At 53.9% G+C, this 17,505-nt stretch carries 16 protein-coding genes and 1 pseudogene; 12 read left to right on the top strand and 5 right to left on the bottom strand.

What is annotated here, in order from left to right:
- Positions 1 to 33: 33 nt before the first annotated feature.
- Both HBM95_13590 and yebS read right to left on the bottom strand, forming a co-directional pair.
- On the bottom strand, positions 34 to 2,667 hold the full coding sequence (locus tag HBM95_13590) for an MCE family protein (protein ID NIH43961.1): 2,634 nt from the start codon (positions 2,665 to 2,667) through the stop codon (positions 34 to 36).
- Positions 2,636 to 3,919, bottom strand: coding sequence for a membrane integrity lipid transport subunit YebS (gene yebS / locus HBM95_13585; GenBank protein ID NIH43960.1), 1,284 nt, complete (start codon positions 3,917 to 3,919; stop codon positions 2,636 to 2,638). The genes HBM95_13590 and yebS overlap by 32 nt, the downstream gene beginning before the upstream one ends.
- Positions 3,920 to 4,051: 132 nt before the next feature.
- On the opposite strand from yebS, the gene HBM95_13580 reads away from it, so the two are divergent.
- From HBM95_13580 to htpX, 4 genes are all read left to right on the top strand, one after another.
- Positions 4,052 to 4,549 (top strand): GAF domain-containing protein, encoded by a 498-nt coding sequence (locus tag HBM95_13580; GenBank protein ID NIH43959.1) that lies wholly within the window; start codon positions 4,052 to 4,054, stop codon positions 4,547 to 4,549.
- 96 nt (positions 4,550 to 4,645) lie between these two features.
- Positions 4,646 to 5,332 carry an RNA chaperone ProQ gene (gene proQ, locus HBM95_13575; protein NIH43958.1) on the top strand — a complete coding sequence of 229 codons (687 nt, stop codon included), beginning with the start codon at positions 4,646 to 4,648 and terminating at the stop codon, positions 5,330 to 5,332.
- A 19-nt stretch (positions 5,333 to 5,351) separates the two neighbouring features.
- Complete coding sequence (gene prc / locus HBM95_13570) at positions 5,352 to 7,400, top strand: carboxy terminal-processing peptidase (protein ID NIH43957.1); 2,049 nt, start codon at positions 5,352 to 5,354, stop codon at positions 7,398 to 7,400.
- A gap of 193 nt (positions 7,401 to 7,593) precedes the next feature.
- Positions 7,594 to 8,475, top strand: a complete 882-nt coding sequence (htpX, locus tag HBM95_13565) for a protease HtpX (protein NIH43956.1) — start codon at positions 7,594 to 7,596, stop codon at positions 8,473 to 8,475.
- 50 nt (positions 8,476 to 8,525) lie between these two features.
- On the opposite strand, the gene HBM95_13560 is transcribed toward htpX, so the two are convergent.
- The gene (locus tag HBM95_13560; protein NIH43955.1) at positions 8,526 to 9,899 is read right to left on the bottom strand and encodes an MFS transporter; all 1,374 of its coding nucleotides are present in this window, start codon (positions 9,897 to 9,899) and stop codon (positions 8,526 to 8,528) included.
- A gap of 178 nt (positions 9,900 to 10,077) precedes the next feature.
- Here HBM95_13560 and kdgR point away from each other — a divergent pair, with 178 nt between their 5' ends.
- A complete protein-coding gene (gene kdgR, locus HBM95_13555; protein NIH43954.1) occupies positions 10,078 to 10,869 on the top strand; it encodes a DNA-binding transcriptional regulator KdgR in 792 nt (263 codons plus the stop codon).
- A 65-nt stretch (positions 10,870 to 10,934) separates the two neighbouring features.
- On the opposite strand, the gene HBM95_13550 is transcribed toward kdgR, so the two are convergent.
- A complete protein-coding gene (locus tag HBM95_13550) occupies positions 10,935 to 11,174 on the bottom strand; it encodes a hypothetical protein (protein NIH43953.1) in 240 nt (79 codons plus the stop codon).
- Between the two features lie 159 nt (positions 11,175 to 11,333).
- Between HBM95_13550 and mgrB the strand changes: the two genes are divergently transcribed.
- From mgrB to rlmA, 7 genes and pseudogenes are all read left to right on the top strand, one after another.
- Positions 11,334 to 11,477 (top strand): PhoP/PhoQ regulator MgrB, encoded by a 144-nt coding sequence (gene mgrB / locus HBM95_13545; GenBank protein NIH43952.1) that lies wholly within the window; start codon positions 11,334 to 11,336, stop codon positions 11,475 to 11,477.
- A 74-nt stretch (positions 11,478 to 11,551) separates the two neighbouring features.
- The gene (locus HBM95_13540) at positions 11,552 to 11,842 is read left to right on the top strand and encodes a hypothetical protein (protein ID NIH43951.1); all 291 of its coding nucleotides are present in this window, start codon (positions 11,552 to 11,554) and stop codon (positions 11,840 to 11,842) included.
- Between the two features lie 23 nt (positions 11,843 to 11,865).
- Complete coding sequence (locus HBM95_13535; protein NIH43950.1) at positions 11,866 to 12,855, top strand: MBL fold metallo-hydrolase; 990 nt, start codon at positions 11,866 to 11,868, stop codon at positions 12,853 to 12,855.
- Between the two features lie 524 nt (positions 12,856 to 13,379).
- Positions 13,380 to 13,524 (top strand): annotated as a pseudogene (locus tag HBM95_13530) (DUF2627 domain-containing protein).
- A gap of 13 nt (positions 13,525 to 13,537) precedes the next feature.
- A complete protein-coding gene (gene cspE, locus HBM95_13525) occupies positions 13,538 to 13,747 on the top strand; it encodes a transcription antiterminator/RNA stability regulator CspE (GenBank protein ID NIH43949.1) in 210 nt (69 codons plus the stop codon).
- Between the two features lie 217 nt (positions 13,748 to 13,964).
- On the top strand, positions 13,965 to 15,683 hold the full coding sequence (ftsI, locus tag HBM95_13520; GenBank protein NIH43948.1) for a peptidoglycan glycosyltransferase FtsI: 1,719 nt from the start codon (positions 13,965 to 13,967) through the stop codon (positions 15,681 to 15,683).
- 67 nt (positions 15,684 to 15,750) lie between these two features.
- A complete protein-coding gene (rlmA, locus tag HBM95_13515) occupies positions 15,751 to 16,566 on the top strand; it encodes a 23S rRNA (guanine(745)-N(1))-methyltransferase (protein NIH43947.1) in 816 nt (271 codons plus the stop codon).
- On the opposite strand, the gene mntP is transcribed toward rlmA, so the two are convergent.
- The gene (gene mntP, locus HBM95_13510; GenBank protein ID NIH43946.1) at positions 16,563 to 17,129 is read right to left on the bottom strand and encodes a manganese efflux pump MntP; all 567 of its coding nucleotides are present in this window, start codon (positions 17,127 to 17,129) and stop codon (positions 16,563 to 16,565) included. The two genes, rlmA and mntP, sit on opposite strands and share 4 nt — an antisense overlap.
- Positions 17,130 to 17,505 lie beyond the last annotated feature (376 nt).

The raw sequence follows: 17,505 nt of genomic DNA, 5'->3' as shown, positions 1-17,505 counted from the left end.
GGCTCCGGCGCGTTGACACCGGAGCCTGTCAGATTAACGCGGCAGGGCAGTGCCCCATTCGCGCCACTCTTTCGGTTCGCTTTCCAGCAGCAGGAAGTGTTTACCCGGCTGCGCCTTCGGCGCCAGCGGCGTTCCCGGCGGGGTGGCAAACGCAATACCGCCGCGGATGAACTGGTTGAAGGTACCGGTTTTCACCACGCCACCCGTCAGGCCGAAGTCCAGCGAATAGCCGGACGCCAGCCAGAACACCGAGTTATTACGGACCAGGTGCTGGTAACGCTCGCTGATGCGTAACGCCACCATCACGCGGTCGGAGAGCGTGCCGAGCGTGAGACCCGTTACCGTACCCACCTCAATGCCGCGGAACAGTACCGGCGTACCGATGCCAAGCGAGCCTGCTTCCGGTACTTCGACCACAATGCTCAGGCCGCCAAGGTAGCGTGAGTCGGTGATGGTGGCTTCCTGCAGCTCGAAATCACGACGGGCTTTACCCTGGCCGGGCTCGACGTTGATGTAAGGCTGCAGAATGGTGTCGAGATGCTCAACGCCTGCGGCTGAAATCTGCGGGGTCACCACCGAGAAGCGTGAACCCGTTCGGGCGAAGGTCTGCACATATTCCGGATAAAGCACCGCGGTGGCCTGTACCTCGTTGCGCGAGGTGATAAGCGTCAGCTTCTGGATCTGTCCGATATCAATGCCCAGGTAGCGAATTGGCATGCCTTCTGCCAGCTTGCCGGCATCGAACGCATGCAGGGTAATCTGTCCACCCACGGCACGTGCGGCGGTTTCGGACGGGAAGAGAATTCGCTTATCGCCTTTGCGCAGGTTCGCGCCTGCGCCGCTGAGGTTATCGAAGCTGATTGCCCCGCGCAGCGCGCGAGAGAGCGGGGAGGCCTGCACGGTCAGCCCGTTACCGTTAAGCTGCACCTTCGCGCCGCCCTCGGCCCAGAAGACGCTGTTTGGCGTCAGCAGCTTACGGTATTCGGGTTTGATATGCAGTTCGATATCAAACGCGTCCGCACGAGGGCGAACGGCGATCACCTCCCCGACCTCAAACTTGCGGTAGAGCACCACGGAGCCCGCCTGAACGTCCGGCAGCGTCTCGGCGCTTAAGGTCAAGGTAGTGGTTGGCAAATCGCTCAGGCTGTTTTCAATCGCTTTGTCCAGGTTGGCGTAGAGCGGGTAGCTGTCGCGAACGGGGCCTTTATTGCCCGGCAAAATGCGAATGCCGCCGTTAACCCATTCGCTGGCGCTCGCACCGAGGAACTCCACGCCGTCCAGGCCCACCTTCACATCGACGCGGCTGTTCACCACGAATTTACTGTCGCCATGGACGAGGTTGCTGTATTGCGGATCGATAGCAACCGAGAAGCTCACGCCATTTTCGGAGAGCGTTCGCTCCAGCACCTGACCCACCTGTACGCCGTGCAGAATCAGCGGCTGACCGGCCTCAATGCCGTAACTTTCGGGCGCATTCAGCGTAACCGTCACGACGCCCGGTTTTTGCAGCAGCGCTTTATCCGCCGGGGCAATGACGAAGCTGTTGCTTGGCTCACCTTCACCAGGGATCAGTTCAAAGGTATTTCCGGTAAGCAGCGCGCTGAGGCTGGCATCGTTCAGGGAGAGCTTCGGACTGCGCATTTCGATGCGCGTTTTCTCGCGCAGGAGATCGACCACGCTCGGGTCGACCGTCATTTCGCCGGTCACCGAACCGCCCGGATTAAGCGTCATTTTGGTGAGCTGGCCGACCTGCAGTCCCTGGTACATCAGCGGCGTTGAACCCGCTTTCAGTCCCTTTGCATCAGGCAGAACAAGCTTAACAATCACGCCACGCTGGCTGTGCGCCAGGTCCGGGTATAAACCGAACGTGTCATCGGCCGTGGCAGGGCTTGAATTTTCCGGGGAGTCAAAGGCAATGGCACCATTCACCAGCGCGGCCAGGCTCTCAAGCTTCACTTTTGCACCGCTCAGGCTGAGGTCGGCGTCCACGCCGGAGACATTCCAGAAGCGGCTGCCTTTTTTCACCAGATTGGTGAACCGACGTTCGATCAGCACATCAATGGTTACGCCCTGTTTGTTCGGGTTGATGGTGTAATCATACACGCGGCCAACCGGAATCTTGCGGAAGTAAACCAGCGAGCCGCTGTTCAGCGAGCCCAAATCCGGTGCCTGAAGATGGATCATCAGATCGCCGTTATTGAGGCGGTATTTCGGCTGCGTATCCAGCGCGACAAAGTGATCCTGCGGTTCACCTTTACCCGGCATCATACCAATGTAGTTACCGCCAACCAGCGCATCCAGCCCGGAGACGCCGGCCAGAGAGGCTTTCGGCGTCACCAGCCAGAACTGCGTTTCGCTGCGAAGAGCATCCTGCATGTCAGATTTGATACTGACCCGCACCTGAATCTTGTTAAGCCCTTTGCCAAGGGAGATGTCCTGAACCGTACCGACTTCTACCCCCTGAAAACGAACGGGGGTTCGCCCGGCGACGATGCCGTCGGCGGTCTGAAAATCAATGGTGACGGTACTGCCGCGATCTTCATAGCTCGTCCAGATAAGCCAGCCTGCAATCATCAGCGCGATGACGGGCAGCAACCAGAATGGCGAAATGCGGCGTTTAGTTTTAATTCTCGCTTCAGTCGGCGAAGCGGGGGTTTCCTGACTCATGTGCATCCCAAAGTAAGCGGCTATCCAGCCATTCCACAGCAAGAATAGTCAATATCACCGCAGAGCCGAAATAAAAAGCCGCGGGTCCCATAGTAAAAGCAAGAAGCTGGTCGCGATTGATCAGCGACATCATCAGCGAAATCACAAACAGATCCAGCATTGACCAGCGGCCAATCCAGGTGACGAATCGCAGAAGCAGAATACGGGTACGTAAACCTTGTTCACACTTAAAGTGAATGCTGACCAGCAGGGTAAACATCACCACCACTTTGGTAAAGGGAACCAGGATACTGGCAATAAACACGATGGCCGCCACCCCAACGTTGCTGTGCGCAAGGGAGATAATACCGGAGAGGATAGTATCTTCCTGACGGCCACCGTTCACGTAGATAATGGAAATCGGCAGCATATTGGCCGGGAGCAGAAACACCAGTGAGGCAATCAGCGCCGCCCAGCATTTTTGCAGGCTGTTGTTGCGCCGTAGCCTCAACGGTATATGGCAGCGCGGGCAGCGTCCACGCTTGTCGGGCAGCCCGGTGTAATGGCATCCCAGACAGACGCGAAGGTTCTCATCCGGGCGGGTGGCAGGGCGCTGAGGGTAAAAACGCTCCCAAAGCTGCTCAACGTTCAGATGGATCAGCGTCAGGATACTGAGCAATACCAGGCAGATAAAAGCAAAAAGCCCGACGCCCGGCTGCAGAAAGGCATAGTCCTGCACCTTGATGGATGCCACGCCCACGCCCACCAGATAGATATCCAGCATGACCCACTCTTTGAGCTTTTCCAGCATAAGCAATACCGGACGCAGGTTCATCCCCAGAATGTTGCCAAACCACAGGTAGGCAATGGCGGCAACCAGCACCAGCGGCGCGCCGACAACGCAGAACAGCACCATGGCAGCAGTGAGAGGATCGCCCTGGCTCGTCATCTGCCAGATACCCTGAAGCACGTTGGCGTCAATGCGCACACCAAGCAGGTAGAGCTTCAGCAGCGGTTCGGTCCAGGCGAAGGGCATCAGCAGCATCATGGTGACGGCCATGGCGGCAAGGCGGGTTAACGACCAGTCGCGGCCGTCACGAATTTTAGCGTCGCAGCGGGGACAAAAGGCGCTTTGGTGCGATTTCATCTTCGGCAACATAAAAAGCGTATCGCACTGGGGGCAACGCTGATAATGTGCACGAGGCAAAGCTTCGCTTACCGTATGGACAGTTATCTTTTTTGTCGGCGTAATTTTGGTTGTTTTTAAGGCCATCAGCTGCGCGCAAATAAGTATTGTTGAACGTTATATTAACTCATGAACGGATTCATCTTGAGCATGAGCGCATTTATTGCTTATTTTAATAGGCTATGCGGTAATTTTGTAAGACAACTAAGTGATTGAATAATGAACAAAACAGAATTCTACGCGGATCTGAACCGCGATTTTAAGGCATTGATGGCAGGTGAAACCAGCTTCTTAGCCACTCTGGCAAATACTAGCGCATTGCTGTTCGAACGGCTATCCGATGTGAACTGGGCTGGCTTTTATCTCCTGGAAGGTGAAACGCTGGTGCTGGGGCCGTTTCAGGGCAAACTGGCCTGCGTGCGCATTCCGGTAGGGCGCGGCGTATGCGGTACCGCGGTGGCCGAGAATCAGGTTCAGCGCGTGGAAGACGTGCATGCGTTTGACGGGCATATTGCCTGTGATGCTGCCAGCAATTCAGAAATCGTTCTGCCGCTGGTGGTAAAAAATCAGATTATTGGCGTTCTGGATATCGACAGTACCGTCTTCAGTCGCTTTACAAGCGAGGACGAACAGGGGCTGCGCGAGCTGGCGGCGAATCTGGAAAACGTCCTCGCTGCAACCGATTATCAAAAATTCTTTGCGAGCGTCGCAGGATAATCAACGGATAACGTAGCATTTACTGATAGCGTCATTATAATGACGCCTGTTCATGCCTGCGCTTGTTGGCAACGTCCGTTGTAATCAGGAAATTTCATGGAAAATCAACCTAAGTTGAATAGCAGTAAAGAAGTTATCGCATTTCTGGCCGAGCGTTTCCCGCAGTGCTTCAGCGCGGAAGGTGAAGCTCGTCCCCTGAAAGTCGGTATTTTTCAGGATCTGGTGGCGCGTGTTGAAGGGGAAATGAACCTCAGCAAAACTCAGCTGCGTTCTGCCTTACGTCTTTATACTTCGAGCTGGCGTTACCTGTACGGTATCAAACCGGGCGCAACCCGCGTGGATCTCGACGGCAACCCTTGCGGTGAGCTGGACGAGCAGCATGTTGAGCACGCGCGCAAGCAGCTGGAAGAAGCCAAAGCACGCGTTCAGGCACAACGTGCAGAACAGCAAGCGAAAAAACGCGAAGCCGCAGCGGCAAACGGCCAGGAAGAAGCGCCTCGTCGTGAGCGTAAACCACGCCCAGCGCCGCGTCGTCACGACAATAACGATCGCAAACCGCGTGCAGACAAACCAGCAGCGAAAGCCCCTCGCGCGCCTCGTGAAGAGCCGCGTCATACTCCGGTTTCTGACATTAACGCCCTGAGCGTGGGTCAGGCTCTGAAGGTAAAAGCGGGCAACAACGCTATGGACGCCACCGTACTGGAAATCACCAAAGATGGCGTTCGTGTACAGCTGACTTCTGGTATGTCAATGATTGTACGCGCAGAACACTTGTTGTTCTGAAACGGAGGCCAAGCCTGGCATGAACACTTTTTTTAAGCTCACCGCGCTGGCGGGCCTGTTTGCCATAACAGGTCATGCTTTCGCAGTGGACGATATCACGCGTGTTGATCAAATTCCGGTACTCAAGGAAGAGACGCAGCACGCGACGGTAAGCGAGCGTGTAACCTCTCGCTTTACCCGCTCGCACTATCGTCAGTTCGATCTCGATCAGGCCTTTTCGGCCAAAATCTTTGACCGCTATCTGAACTTGCTGGATTACAGCCATAACGTTTTGCTCGCCAGCGATGTCGAGCAGTTCGCTAAGCGCAAATCCGAGGTGGGTGATGAGCTGCGGTCAGGCAAGCTGGATCTGTTCTACGATCTCTACAACCTGTCGCAAAAGCGCCGCTTTGAGCGCTATCAGTACGCGCTGAAAGTGCTCGAACGTCCGATGGACTTCACCGGCAACGACACCTTTAATCTCGATCGCAGCAAAGCGCCCTGGCCGAAAGACGAAGCCGAGCTGAACGCGCTGTGGGATGGCAAGGTCAAATACGACGAACTGAGCCTCAAGCTGACCGGTAAAGATGAGAAAGAGATCCGCGACACGCTGACGCGTCGTTACAAATTTGCTATTCGTCGTCTGGCGCAGACTAACAGTGAGGATGTTTTCTCACTGGCGATGACCGCCTTTGCGCACGAAATCGATCCGCACACCAACTATCTTTCTCCACGCAACACCGAACAGTTCAATACCGAGATGAGCCTGTCTCTGGAAGGTATTGGCGCGGTGCTGCAGATGGACGATGACTACACGGTGATCAACTCCATGGTTGCAGGCGGCCCGGCATCCAAAAGCAAAGCGATTAGCGTAGGCGATCGCATTGTGGGTGTAGGACAAACCGGTCAGAGCATGGTTGATGTCATCGGCTGGCGTCTGGACGATGTGGTTGCGCTGATCAAAGGTCCGAAAGGCAGCAAAGTTCGCCTCGAAATTCTGCCGGCCGGTAAAGGCACCAAAACCCGTATCGTGACCCTGACCCGTGAGCGGATCCGTCTGGAAGACCGCGCGGTGAAAATGTCGGTGAAAACCGTGGGTAAAGAGAAGGTGGGGGTCCTGGATATTCCTGGCTTCTACGTGGGGCTGACCGACGATGTAAAAGTTCAGCTGCAGAAACTTGAGAAGCAGAACGTGAGCAGCGTTATCATCGACCTGCGTACGAACGGTGGCGGTGCGCTGACTGAAGCGGTGTCGCTCTCAGGCCTGTTTATCCCGTCTGGCCCGGTGGTACAGGTGCGTGATAACAACGGTAAAGTTCGTGAAGATGCCGATAACGACGGTGTGGTCTATTACAAAGGCCCGCTGGTGGTCCTGGTTGACCGCTTCAGCGCGTCCGCATCTGAAATCTTTGCCGCTGCAATGCAGGACTATGGCCGCGCGCTGATCGTGGGTGAACCCACCTTCGGTAAAGGTACCGTTCAGCAGTATCGCTCGCTGAACCGTATTTACGATCAGATGCTGCGTCCGGAATGGCCTGCGCTGGGCTCCGTTCAGTACACCATTCAGAAGTTCTACCGCGTTAACGGCGGCAGTACGCAGCGTAAAGGGGTAACGCCGGATATCATGATGCCGACCGGCACGGAAGAGACCGAAACCGGCGAGAAGTTTGAAGATAACGCGTTGCCGTGGGACAGCATCAACGCTGCGACCTTCGTTAAAGCCGGTGATATGACGCAGTTTGGTCCTGAGCTGCTGAAAGCGCATAATGACCGCATCGCGAAAGATCCGGAATTCCAGTACATCATGAAGGACATTGCGCGTTTCAATGCCCTGAAAGATAAGCGGAATATTGTTTCTCTGAACTACGCTCAGCGTGAAAAAGAGAACAACGAGGACGATGCAACGCGTCTGGCGCGTATCAACGATCGCTTCAAGCGAGAAGGTAAACCTCTGCTCAAGAAACTGGACGATCTGCCAAAAGATTACCAGGAGCCGGATCCGTACCTGGACGAGACGGTGCATATCGCGCTCGACCTGGCGAATCTGGAAAAAGAGAAGCCTGCCGTACAGCCCGCTCCGGCAAAATAATCTCCCAACAGGCACAAGAAATTGTGCCTGTTTCTTTTTGTTCTGCATCCTTCCGTCAGGCTGATTTCCAATTGTGTAAAGTTGTGTCTTTCTGGTGACTTACGCCTACCGGATGCTTGAAAATAGCCGTAATACCCATACGATGTGGGTAATCGCATAGTGCGTTTTGTTAAACTGAGGTTAAAAGAAAATTATGATGCGAATCGCGCTCTTCCTGCTCACCAACCTGGCGGTGATGGTGGTTTTCGGGCTCGTGCTAAGCCTGACAGGAATTCAGTCGAGCAGCGTTCAGGGTCTGTTGATTATGGCGCTGCTGTTTGGTTTTGGTGGCTCTTTCATTTCCCTGCTGATGTCAAAATGGATGGCGCTGAAATCCGTAGGCGGTGAGGTGATTGAACAGCCGCGTAACGATATGGAACAGTGGCTGATGAATACGGTGGCACAGCAGTCTAAGCAGGCAGGCATTGCGATGCCGCAGGTTGCTATTTACCATGCCCCGGATATTAACGCGTTTGCCACGGGTGCCCGTCGTGATGCGTCACTGGTTGCCGTGAGCACCGGATTGTTGCAGAACATGAGCCGTGACGAAGCCGAAGCGGTTATCGCGCATGAAATCAGCCATATTGCCAACGGTGACATGGTAACCATGACGCTGATTCAGGGCGTGGTGAACACCTTCGTTATCTTTATCTCCCGTATCCTGGCGCAGATTGCGGCTGGCTTCATGGGCGGCAACCGCGATGAAGGTGAGGAGAGCAACGGTAACCCGCTGATCTACTTCGCCGTATCCATGGTGCTGGAACTGGTGTTCGGTATCCTGGCGAGCATTATCACCATGTGGTTCTCTCGTCACCGTGAGTTCCATGCGGATGCTGGCTCTGCGAAGCTGGTGGGGCGTGAGAAGATGATTGCAGCCCTGCAGCGTCTGAAAACCAGCTACGAGCCGCAGGAAGCGAACAGCATGATGGCCTTCTGCATCAATGGCAAATCAAAGTCGCTGAGCGAGCTGTTTATGTCTCACCCGCCGCTGGATAAACGTATTGAAGCGCTGCGCAGTGGGGAATACCTGAAGTAACGCTAAGAGCGTAAATAAGCCGGGCAGGAGAAGACTCCGCCCGGCTTTTTTTATGCCTGAATGCCGGGTTGGGTCACGCGCAGACCGCTGACGATGGCTGCCAGGGTGGCAAGGGCGCCTGCGGTGAGAAGCGCAACGTGATTACCGTTTTGCCCGGCAAGGTTAAACATCAGGGCAACCAGTGCCGCACCGGTGCTTTGTCCCAGCAGACGCGCGGTCCCCAGCATGCCGCTGGCACCTCCGCTGCGATGGCGCGGCGCCGCGGTAATAATGGTGTGGTTGTTGGGGGACTGGAACAGGCCAAACCCGGCACCGCACAGAACCATGCGCCAGATAATGTCCAGATCACCTGGCGATGACGGAAGCAGCGCCAGCGCAAAAAGACCGGTGGCCATTACTGCCAGCCCCACCGCACCCAACAAACCGGCATGTACACGTTCTATTAAATAACCGGCAAGCGGTGCCATCACCATCGTTGCCAGCGGCCAGGGGGTTAACAGCAGCCCGGTCTCCACTTCGGAACGTCCTATCACGCTTTGCAGGAAGAAGGGCAGAGAAACCATAGCCAGCATCTGGGCGCAGAAGGAGCAGACGGAGGTGCAGATGGAGAGCGAAAAGAGTGGGATACGCAGCAGATCGACCGGCAGTAAAGGTACCGGCAGGGCAAGCTGGCGGCGAACAAAGAAGAAGCCCGTCACCAGCAGGGCAACAAGCTCCGCGGCGGTAAGCAGCAGAGATTGACCCTGCGCAAAGCCGCTCAGGGCGGTAATCAGCAGACCAAAGGTGAGCGCATTCATCACTGCACTTGCCACGTCAAAGCGCGGCATGGTGCTTTTCGGGCCGTTAGCGGGGAGATAACGCAGGGCAAAGAAGATGGCCACGATACCCAGCGGCACGTTTATGGCGAACAGCCATTGCCAGGAGGCGACAGAAAGTATAGCGGCCGCAATGGTTGGCCCGGCGGCAGATGAGATCGCGACAATAAACGAGTTTATCCCCATGCCGCGCCCCAGATGACGCTGCGGATAGATTAGGCGGATTAGCGCCGTATTGACGCTCATCAGCGCCGCGCCGCCAAACCCTTGCGCGATGCGCGCCAGCGTCAGCGTATGCAGAGAGTCCGAAAGGGCGCACAGCAGTGATGTGAAAGTAAACACCACCAGCCCGCACTGATATACCCGACGGTAGCCGAACATATCGCCCAGAAAAGAGAAGGAGAGCAGGGAAACCACAATCGCAATCTGATAGGCGTTAACAATCCATATCGAACTGGCCGGGGAAGCATGCAGATCGGTGGCAATGGTGGGAAGGGCAACGTTCGCAATCGCGCCGTCAAGGACGGCCATTGAGATACCAATAATTATCGTAGCGATAGCGCCATACCGCTGGGGCAAAGGCAGGCCATCGGAAAGGTTCTTTTCCATCGGGGATAAATAGCTCAGAGTGAAATTATTCTCAGGGTAACTATTTTAGCATCGTCAACACCGTTTTATGTCGCAGATTTGTAACGAAGTAAACGCGGATTGATTGCAGGTAACATGACGGGAATTTATAATAAAAACCGGTTCTGATTTTTATAAAACACTCTCTATGAGGTGGTAAATGGCAATTGCGGATTTGGATAAACAGCCAGATTCTGTTTCTTCCGTGCTGAAGGTGTTTGGCATCTTACAGGCGCTCGGGGAAGAGCGTGAAATTGGTATCACAGAGTTGTCACAGCGCGTGATGATGTCGAAAAGCACCGTTTATCGCTTTTTGCAAACCATGAAATCACTGGGTTACGTTGCACAGGAAGGGGAGTCTGAAAAATACTCTCTGACGCTGAAACTGTTTGAACTGGGTGCCAGGGCATTACAAAACGTGGATCTAATCCGTAGCGCGGATATTCAGATGCGTGAGATTTCCCGCCTGACCAAAGAGACTATCCACCTGGGTGCGCTGGATGAAGACAGTATTGTTTACATCCATAAAATCGACTCCATGTATAACCTGCGTATGTATTCGCGCATTGGTCGTCGCAACCCGCTTTACAGCACAGCAATTGGTAAGGTTCTGCTGGCGTGGCGCGATCGTGAAGAGGTAAAACAGATCCTCGATGGCGTGGAGTACAAACGCAGCACTGAACGCACCATAACCAGCACCGAAGAGTTATTAACGGTGCTCGACAAGGTGCGTGAACAAGGGTATGGCGAGGATAACGAAGAGCAGGAAGAAGGGCTGCGCTGTATTGGCGTTCCGGTGTTTGACCGCTTTGGCGTCGTGATTGCGGGGTTGAGCATCTCTTTCCCAACGCTGCGCTTCTCGGAAGAGCGCCTGCACGAGTATGTGGCTATTCTGCATACCGCCGCGCGCAAGATTTCAGAACAGATGGGTTACCACGACTATCCGTTTTAAGCCTGGTTAGCATAAAAAACGCCGCATCTTTGCGGCGTTTTTTTATTCGGCATTCACGCTGTGGATCAGCCATTATCAATCACGACGGAGGTCTTACGCAGTACCGGGCAGTTGGTTAAACCAACGATCCCGCTGTCCGAATGGAGATACTGCGCGGTGCTGATTCCCTGTGCTGTTAAATATTTACATTGTATGCCCAGCCCTGCTGCGTTTTCGGTGCTTCCCACCAGCACGCCATAACCCGTTAACAGAAGGCCTATCCAGAGTATCGCCAGTGCAACAATTGTTCGAATAATTAAGCGCATTATTACCTCTTTTTCATTGTTATCATAATGCCAGACTAAACGGTTTACGTAATGAAACAAGTGCAGGATTCTGAAAAGAGCCTGATGGCGCTACAGTTAGTCCTTGTTTAAGATAACCGTGATAACCTGGTTGCATCAGGTCTTTAAACGGAGTGTGGAGTGAAAAAAATACGCTGGGTGATTCTGATTATCGTGCTGATAGCGTGCGTGGTGTTATGGACGCAGACTATCAACGTGATGTGCGATCAGGATGTACAGTTTTTTAGCGGCGTTTGCGCAATCAATAAGTTTATTCCGTGGTAGCACGCATTTTTTCTTCAGGTGATTTCCTTCCTTCGCGCCAGTGGTAAAATAGACGCTTTTATTGAGGTGGTGAAATGGGTGAGTTACTGAATTCAGGGCTGCTAAATATGGCATCCCTGACGATCTCTTTGGTTGTTCTGCTGGTGGGGCTGGTCATTTGGTTTTTCGTAAACCGTGCCAGTTCACGTACTAATGAGCAGATCGAACTGCTGGAAGCGCTGCTTGAGCAGCAAAAGCGACAGAATGCGCTGTTGCGTCGTCTGTGCGAGGCTAACGAGCCGGAAGAGAAATACGTGCCAAAAGAGGCGGTCGCTGAAGAGAACAACGACCAAGACGATTTTATCCGCCTGGTTGCTGAGCGCTAATCGTATCATTCCGGGAGGTGGCTGTGGTCTGGAAAAATCCCTGGTATGACCCCTCCCTAAAACATCACACCCCAAACGGTTTTCGTAATACGACTTCTGCAGGACACCAGCCCGGCGACCTTGACCGCTGGCGCAAAGAACGTAAAGAAGCCGGCCTGCCGAAGCCGCCCGCCCTCGGTTACGATGACTTTATCCGGCAGTGGTGGCAACCGGCCAATCTTCAGCAACCACAAGGGGATGGGGCGTGGTGGCTCGGACATGCGAGCATACTGCTGCAGCTGGACGGCAATATCCTTCTTACCGATCCCGTTTTTTCACGGCGCGCTTCTCCGCTCCCTTTCTTAGGGCCGCAGCGTAAAACGCCTCCGGCACTGTCTGTCGATCAACTGCACCAACTTGACGCAGTCGTCATCTCGCATAATCATTACGATCATCTTGATGAACTCACAATTCGCCACATTCTCAAACGCTTTCCCGACGTCAGTATATTTGTTCCTTTAGGTCTGGGCGGCTGGTTTCGTCGCCGGGGTGCAAAACAGGTGGTTGAGCTCGACTGGTGGCAGAGTTTTACCTGGCAGGGGATGACATTGTCAGCCGTACCGGCGCAGCACTGGAGTATGCGCACGCTCTGGAACCGCAATCGCTCATTATGGTGCGGCTGGGTCTTTGAAGGGCGACATCACCGGTTCTGGTTTAGCGGCGATACCGGCTATTCGCCTGAGCTGCTGTTGATACCGGAACGTCTGGGGCAGATTGATGTGGCAGCATTGCCCGTTGGTGCCTATGCCCCGCGATGGTTTATGGCGGTACACCATATGGATCCCCAGTCTGCCGTTGCGCTGTGGCAGCAGCTAGGTTGCCCTCTGGCGTTCCCTGTTCACTGGGGCGTGTTTGAACTGGCAGATGAAGCGCTGGATGACCCGATAAAAGAATTAACTGACGTGCTGGATAATGTAGCGTCAGTTAATAATCCTTTCAGGATACTGAAAATTGGCGAATATTTACCCTTATAAACGAAGCGATGCATTGTTGCATATATTGTGTATGTATTCGTTGTCAGGAATGTTTTATTTTTATCGAAACGTTTTGCTTGCCTTGTTTTGATGCAGAGTCATAAAAATTTCATTATTTTGGTGCATAATCCTGTTTATTATCTGGTGCATTTTAATACAGCGGGTCGTGGTTTATTAACATCGTTTTTGCCTGAAACAATACGGTCACGTTACAATGATTTAAGCATAAGTTTTCACAATTTGTTCTAACTCAATCAACGCCGAAGATTTCTTTTCCCGTCTGCTGGACGCATTGTAATGATTGAGCTATGTTAAAAAAGTCTTAGATTACAGCGGTTGCGCAAGCAGCGTTGAGTCTGTGTAAGGGAGTAAAGCCGTCTGTTTGTGAAGCGCATAATTGTGCAAATCCTTACAGACAGTGTTCGAATTTGTGCGGCGGATCGAGACATGTTTAAAAATGGCTTGCCATATTAAACATAGTGTGTGATAACACGTTTTGGGTCAAACGAGGTACAGTTCTGTTTATGTGTGGCATTTTCAGTAAAGAAGTCCTGAGTAAACACGTTGTCGTTGAATACCGCTTCTCTGCCGAACCTTATATTAGTGCCTCATGCAGTAATGTCTCAGTTTTATCTCAGTTAATGCCTGCGGGCTAAGAAAACACTCTAAGGAATTTTGCAAAATGGCAAAGATTAAAGGTCAAGTTAAGTGGTTCAACGAGTCTAAAGGTTTTGGTTTCATTACTCCTGCTGACGGCAGCAAAGACGTGTTCGTACACTTCTCTGCAATCCAGGGTAACGGCTTCAAAACTCTGGCTGAAGGCCAGAACGTTGAGTTCGAAATTCAGGACGGCCAGAAAGGCCCAGCTGCAGTTAACGTAACTGCTATCTGATCGAACCGCTGCTGACTGGGGCGCATAGCGCTTCAATCTCAGACATAAAGCCTCGCATCATGCGGGGCTTTTTTATTCCCTTTCTTTCAAAATATTGCAATCTCCGGCCTTGTTAGCAACTTGTTGCAAAGCTGCGAGGTTAGTAGCACAGTTTCGCCTCCCAAAGCGCATCTTTTCTCGTTAAATCAGGGCGTTGTTTAACAGTCCTGGGGTTCAGGTGAAGAAGAAATTGATAATAACCGCTGGCAATTTCACGCCGGCGCGTTTTGCGCTGCTCTGTTTCGCTATTTTCTGCAGTCTGGCCTTCTTACTTGGCCGCGTTGCCTGGCTACAAATCATTAAACCCGACAATCTGGTGAAGCAGGAAGATATGCGATCCCTCCGTCAGCTGGCGATTGATGCACCGCGTGGGATGATTATGGATCGCGAAGGGCGACCCCTGGCGGTCAGCGTGCCTGTCCGGGCCGTTTGGGCCGATCCTAAAACCGTGCGGGCGAAAGGGGGCGTCGGTTTTGATGAACGCTGGCAGGCGCTGGCAAATGCGCTGCATCTCTCACTGAACACGCTTGCTTCGCGAATTAAAGCTAATCCCCAGGGCCGCTTCATCTACCTGGCGCGTCAGGTCGATCCAGCACAGGCAAAGTGGATTGATAAACTCAATTTGCCCGGCATTAATTTACGCGATGAATCCCGCCGTTTTTACCCGGCAGGCCACGTGGCGGCAAATCTGATTGGCTTCACCAATATTGACGGACAGGGCATTGAAGGGGTGGAAAAAAGCTTCAATGCGCAGCTAACGGGAAAAGCGGGTATCCGACAGGTAAGGGAGGATCGCTACGGGCGCGTGGTTGAAAACCTGACGGAAGTGGCGCCCACGCCGGCGCATAACATCCAGTTGAGCATTGACGAGCGGCTGCAAACCATTACCGAAGACGCGCTGGATAATGCCGTCGCCTGGAATAAGGCCGAGTCAGGGGCCTCCGTGTTAATCAATATCCCCACCGGGGAAATACTCGCCATGGCGAGCTATCCTGATTTCAACCCCAATAACCGGGAAGGCGCGACGATAAACGATTTTCGCAACCGCGCGATCAGCGATACGTTCGAGCCTGGTTCGACCGTCAAGCCGCTGGTGCTGATGACGGCCCTGCAGCAGGGGCTGGTCCAGCCGGACAGCGTTATTGATACCCACCCGTATACCCTTGACGGGCATCGTATCCGCGACGTGGGTTATTATCCTGAGCTGACCATGACCGGGATCCTGCAAAAATCGAGCGACACCGGCGTATCCCGGCTCTCGCTGGCGATGCCTGTTCAGCATCTGATTGATACCTATCGAAACTTTGGTTTTGGTACCAACACGGGGCTTGGCCTAACGGGTGAGAGCGCGGGGCTGCTGCCACAGCGTAAATACTGGAGCCAGCTCGACCGCGCGACCTTTGCCTTTGGCTACGGCCTTATGGTCACGCCGCTTCAGCTGGCCCACGTCTACGCGACGATTGGCGGCTTCGGGCTTGAGCGTCCACTTTCCATCACCCGCATCGATCCCCCCGTTATCGGACACCGCGTCATGCCGGAAGAGATCGCGCACGAGGTGGAGCACATGATGGAGAGCGTTGCGCTGCCCGGCGGCGGGGGCGTTAAGGCCGCCGTTCGCGACTATCGCGTGGCGGTGAAGACCGGGACGGCGAAGAAAATTGATGATAGCGGCAAATATGTCGATAAATACGTCGCCTATACCGCGGGGGTTGCGCCTGCCAGCGACCCGCGTTTTGCCCTGGTGGTGGTGATTAACGATCCTCAAAACGGGGCCTACTATGGCGGGGCAGTTTCCGCACCGGTCTTCAGCGAAATTATGGGCAACGTTCTGCGCCTGGAGAACGTGAAGCCTGACGGGCTGCCTGCCGGTTCTGACCACCTTATCGTGATGCGGTAATCCAGCCGTTTTATAGCGGGGCGAATAGCGGTACACTTCGCCCTTTGGTTTATCTCCCGGAGTTGTCATGTCCTTCAGCTGTCCCCTTTGCCACGCGTCCCTGACGCGCTCAGATAAAAGTTATGCCTGTCCGCAGGGACACCAGTTTGATATGGCGAAAGAAGGGTATGTGAATCTTCTTCCGGTGCAGCACAAGCGCTCCCGCGATCCGGGCGATAGCGCAGAGATGATGCAGGCTCGCAGGGCGTTTCTCGATGCCGGACACTATCTGCCGCTGCGGGAAACGGTAGCGCAGATGCTGAATGACATGTTGCCTGATTCGGCGTCCGCCATGCTTGATATCGGCTGCGGGGAAGGGTACTACACCGCACGGTTTGCGGATGTGGTGCGTGAAAAGGGGGCCGTGACATTCGGTCTCGACGTGTCGAAAGTGGCGATCCGCGCGGCGGCTAAACGTTACGCTGGCGTGACGTTCTGTGTGGCATCCAGCCACCGGCTGCCGTTTGAGGATGTCAGTATGGACGCCGTTATCCGCATTTACGCGCCGTGTAAAGCAGAAGAGCTGGCGCGCGTGGTGAAGCCCGGAGGCTGGGTGATAACCGTCACGCCGGGCCCGCGTCACCTGATGGAGCTGAAAGGGCTCATTTACGACGAGGTGCGTCTGCATGCCCCGCACTCTGAACAGCTGACAGGCTTTACGCTGAAGCAGGAGCAGTCAGTGGCGTATGAAATGAATTTAAACGGTGAAGAGGCGGTAGCCCTGCTGCAAATGACGCCGTTCGCGTGGCGGGCAAAACCGGAAGTATGGGATGCGTTAGCGGCTCGAACGACGTTTGGCTGCCAGACGGATTTCAGTATCCACGTCTGGCAGCGCGACGCTTAAGGCGCGAAGTGTGCCCAGAGGATCTGGGCACCAATGCCGATCAGCACAATACCGCCTAAGATCTCGGCGCGTTTACCCAGCAGCGGGCCGATAAACCGTCCAACCATCATGCCCAGCGTGGACATAATCAACGTTGCACAGCCGATGGCCAGCGCGGTGGCGATAATATTGACCTGCAGGAACGCCAGACCCACCCCGACGGCCATGGCGTCCAGGCTGGTGGCAATTGCCGTAGTGACCAGCAGCCAGAAACCGTGGCGGTGCAGCGGTGCTTCATCTTCATCATCATTCCCGCGAAAACCTTCAATCACCATTCGGCCACCGAGAAATACCAGCAGGACGAACGCAATCCAGTGGTTCCACTCCAGCACGAACTGGCTGGCGAGCATGCCCAAACCCCAGCCAATGAGCGGCGTCAGCGTTTCGATGGCACCAAAGATCAGACCGGTGCGCAGAGCTTCTGAGAATTTAGGTTTGTGAAGCGTGGCGCCTTTGCCGATGGAAGCCGCAAATGCGTCCATGGACATGCCAAAAGCGAGAAGGATCGTAGCGGAGATGTTCATAAGAGCGTCCAGACCGGGGATATCCATATGACACATCACTGCCCCCAGTAAACAGCAGTTGATGTATCTATGGTCTCGCCTGATCCCTTTTGCACGGTAAGTGTGCTGAAAGCGATCCGTACGCGCCACGTTTTTCAACGAGTATGTTGACACGTACATTTCCTGCGTGCAGGAAATCGGCTACTCCCCAACGACGGGCGCAACCTTAACATATTTTGAGAATATAAAACAACAATGATAAAGGCTTAATTTATTCGCCTTTTTGATAACGATTTTCATTTAGATTTATGCGTGAAAATATCGTTAATAAATATAAGTCAATGAGGAGGGAAGATATAGCAACGGCTATATTCTTTGCGAAAGAATATCACAATAT

The organism is Enterobacter asburiae (assembly GCA_011754535.1).
Classification (GTDB): domain Bacteria; phylum Pseudomonadota; class Gammaproteobacteria; order Enterobacterales; family Enterobacteriaceae; genus Enterobacter; species Enterobacter cloacae_N.
The sequence above is the reverse complement of the archived record's forward strand: the minus strand, read 5'-3'. Positions and strand labels throughout refer to the sequence as shown.

Coding starts and splice junctions, on each gene's coding strand:
- prc (NIH43957.1), top strand. CDS start 5,352: ATGAACACTTTTTTTAAGCTCACCGCGCTGGCGGGCCTGTTTGCCATA.
- yebS (NIH43960.1), bottom strand. CDS start 3,919: ATGGCCTTAAAAACAACCAAAATTACGCCGACAAAAAAGATAACTGTC.
- htpX (NIH43956.1), top strand. CDS start 7,594: ATGATGCGAATCGCGCTCTTCCTGCTCACCAACCTGGCGGTGATGGTG.
- HBM95_13540 (NIH43951.1), top strand. CDS start 11,552: ATGGGTGAGTTACTGAATTCAGGGCTGCTAAATATGGCATCCCTGACG.
- HBM95_13590 (NIH43961.1), bottom strand. CDS start 2,667: ATGAGTCAGGAAACCCCCGCTTCGCCGACTGAAGCGAGAATTAAAACT.
- proQ (NIH43958.1), top strand. CDS start 4,646: ATGGAAAATCAACCTAAGTTGAATAGCAGTAAAGAAGTTATCGCATTT.
- HBM95_13560 (NIH43955.1), bottom strand. CDS start 9,899: ATGGAAAAGAACCTTTCCGATGGCCTGCCTTTGCCCCAGCGGTATGGC.
- HBM95_13550 (NIH43953.1), bottom strand. CDS start 11,174: ATGCGCTTAATTATTCGAACAATTGTTGCACTGGCGATACTCTGGATA.
- mntP (NIH43946.1), bottom strand. CDS start 17,129: ATGAACATCTCCGCTACGATCCTTCTCGCTTTTGGCATGTCCATGGAC.
- rlmA (NIH43947.1), top strand. CDS start 15,751: ATGTCCTTCAGCTGTCCCCTTTGCCACGCGTCCCTGACGCGCTCAGAT.
- cspE (NIH43949.1), top strand. CDS start 13,538: ATGGCAAAGATTAAAGGTCAAGTTAAGTGGTTCAACGAGTCTAAAGGT.
- HBM95_13580 (NIH43959.1), top strand. CDS start 4,052: ATGAACAAAACAGAATTCTACGCGGATCTGAACCGCGATTTTAAGGCA.
- kdgR (NIH43954.1), top strand. CDS start 10,078: ATGGCAATTGCGGATTTGGATAAACAGCCAGATTCTGTTTCTTCCGTG.